The sequence below is a fragment of the Kitasatospora sp. NPDC059722 genome, from assembly GCF_042733235.1.
Taxonomy (GTDB): domain Bacteria; phylum Actinomycetota; class Actinomycetes; order Streptomycetales; family Streptomycetaceae; genus Kitasatospora.
In genome coordinates, this window is the sequence record NZ_JBHWGD010000275.1 from 1 (window position 1) to 1,866 (window position 1,866).

1 protein-coding gene is annotated in these 1,866 nt (G+C 75.6%); it reads left to right on the forward strand.

Translation table 11 applies throughout. The annotated features are described in order from the left end of the window. Nucleotides 1-974: 974 nt before the first annotated feature. Nucleotides 975-1,763, forward strand: a complete 789-nt coding sequence (locus tag ACFV4F_RS43225) for an SPFH domain-containing protein (RefSeq protein WP_380438749.1) — start codon at nucleotides 975-977, stop codon at nucleotides 1,761-1,763. Nucleotides 1,764-1,866 lie beyond the last annotated feature (103 nt).

The following is a 1,866-nucleotide window of genomic DNA, read 5'->3' on the forward strand; positions in this document are numbered from 1 at the left end:
CGGGGGGGGGGGGGGGGTGGGGGGGGGGGCGGGCGGGGGGGGGGGGGTGGGGCCCGGGGGGGGGGGGGGGGGCGGGCGCCCCCCCCCGCCCCCGGGGGGGGCGGCCCCCGTCGCCGAGCGCGCCGTCGAAGACGACGAGCGGTGCGGACGGGTCGGCCGGGGCGTCGTCCGGCGGCCGGTGCACACGGTACGCGAGCACGTTGCCCGCCGTGGTGGTCATCGTCCGCTCGTCGCCGTGGGCCGCCGGCGCGGCGCGGCGCCGCCGCACGGCCTCGACGGCCCCGCCCACCACGACCCCGGCGAGGACGGCGGCGGCGAGGGCGGCGGAGCGGCCCAGCACGGGGGACGAGGAGGCGGCAGGCCGGAAGCGGTGCGGCAGACGGGCCATGGCGGAGGTCCCTTTCCCGGTGCTGGCGGAGCGGAGGTGATACCGGCCCGGGGGCGCCCCGACCCCGCCGACGGGGGTACGGCAGGACGGGGCGCACCCGGGGTCCGGTGGCGGCGACCGGTGCGCAACGAGGCGCGGGTGGCTCGGTCGCGTCCGGCGCCGGGCACCAGCATTCGCTAACCGCTGCCGCACTGTCAACTGGTATGGATCAACTATGTCCTGACGTTCATCCTGGCTGAATCCGCCGGGGCGGCGAAGTCGTCGCCGCAGGGGCGCACGGAGCTGCCGCTCGCGCCCGGCGTCGGCTTCCGGCACCGCTCGCCCGCGCCCGCCGGGAGCCCCGGCCACCACTCGCCCCCACCCGGCCGGGCCCTCGCCAGCACCCGCCGGACTCAACGCCCCGGCAGGGCCCGGCCGTTCCCCGGTGCCGGGGGCATCCGGAGCGTAACGATTCGTCAAGGCCCGTTCCGCTCCCTGTCGGACGTCACACCCCGGGCGCATACTGTGCTCCGCGGCTCGCACCCGTGCGACAGGGCCACTCCGGTCCCGGCGCGGGCTGCGCCGCGGCGGGGGAGGTCGCAGTACCGTGGCGATAGTCGTACTCATCCTGGTCCTGGCCCTGTTCTGGCTCGTCACCGGCGTCCGCGTGGTCCAGCAGTACGAGCGCGGGGTCGTCTTCCGGCTCGGCCGCGTGCGCAGCCGGGCCCGCCAGCCCGGGCTCACGCTCCTCATCCCGGTCGTCGACCGCATGCGCAAGGTCAACGTCCAGGTCGTCACCATGCCGGTGCCCGCGCAGGAGGGCATCACCAAGGACAACGTCTCCGTCAGCGTCGACGCCGTCCTGTACTTCCGGGTCATCGAGCCGATCAAGGCCACCGTCGACGTCCAGAACTACAGCTTCGCGATGCTCCAGGTCGCCCAGACCTCGCTGCGCTCGATCATCGGCAAGAGCGAGCTCGACGACCTGCTCTCCGGCCGCGAGCAGCTCCACCGCGGACTGGAGATCATGCTGGAGAGCCCGGCCACCGGGTGGGGCGTGCACATCGACCGGGTGGAGATCAAGGACGTCACGCTCCCCGAGACCATGAAGCGCTCGATGGCCCGCCAGGCCGAGGCCGACCGCGAGCGCCGCGCCCGCATCATCACCGCCGACGGCGAGTTCCAGGCCGCCGCCAAGCTCGCCGAGGCCGCGACGACGATGGCCGAGACCCCGGCGGCGATGCAGCTGCGCCTGCTCCAGACGGTGGTCGAGGTGGCCGCCGAGAAGAACTCCACGCTCGTCCTGCCGTTCCCGGTCGAGCTGCTGCGCTTCTTCGAGGCCGCCGCCGCCAAGGCCTACGCGGCCGTGCCCGACTCCCCCGCGGACGGCGCCTGAGGACCGGCGTCCGCCGCTCTCACGGGCGGACCATCGGCAGCAGGACCTCGTCCACGATGGCCTCCGCGTCCAGCCGGTCGGGCGCGGCGCCGCACATCTTGAA